Below are 549 nucleotides of genomic sequence, written 5' to 3' on the forward strand. Positions count from 1 at the left end.
AGTTGCAACCAGCGCGACGTTAAACCTGACTCATGCGGCAGCCAACTCAGTAGCAGAGATGGTTGATATCTACCTCACAACGTCAGTAGGGATAAAGGGCAGTGATCCAACCATCACAAACTTTGTGTATAAAGAAAGTGCGAAAGGATTGTATGTTGCGGCAGGCACTTACTACGTAACTGTCACCGTCGCGGGCAACCCTGACGCGGTCGCGATTGATTCGCTACCAGTAGACTTAATGAATGGTGTTGTCTACCAAGTGGTTGCTATTGATGACGGAAACAATGGTGGCTTCAATCTTCTCGTTGATGACATCACCGATTAGGAAGAAGGGAGGTGAGAGCCTCCCTATAGTAAAGGCTGATTATGATGAGTGATAGCCCACAAAAATTGGGGCGAAATGAATGGAACGCTTACATGGATAAAGTAAAAGCCAAAGATAGAGAGGCTTTTGCGTTCGTATTCCGTTTTTATGCACCCAAGCTAAAACAGTTTGCCTACAAGCACGTTGGTAATGAGCAAGTTGCTATGGAAATGGTTCAAGAAACC

Annotated in this window: 1 protein-coding gene and 1 pseudogene; both read left to right on the forward strand. The window is 45.5% G+C overall.

The window, feature by feature from the left end:
• Positions 1-325: hypothetical protein (locus R7Q48_RS30125; protein WP_318134074.1), on the forward strand; the 325-nt coding region annotated here is incomplete at its 5' end.
• Positions 326-366: 41 nt separating this feature from the next.
• Positions 367-549: pseudogene (locus R7Q48_RS30130) on the forward strand (RNA polymerase subunit sigma); the annotation flags it as partial.

The organism is Vibrio sp. 378 (genome assembly GCF_033339435.1).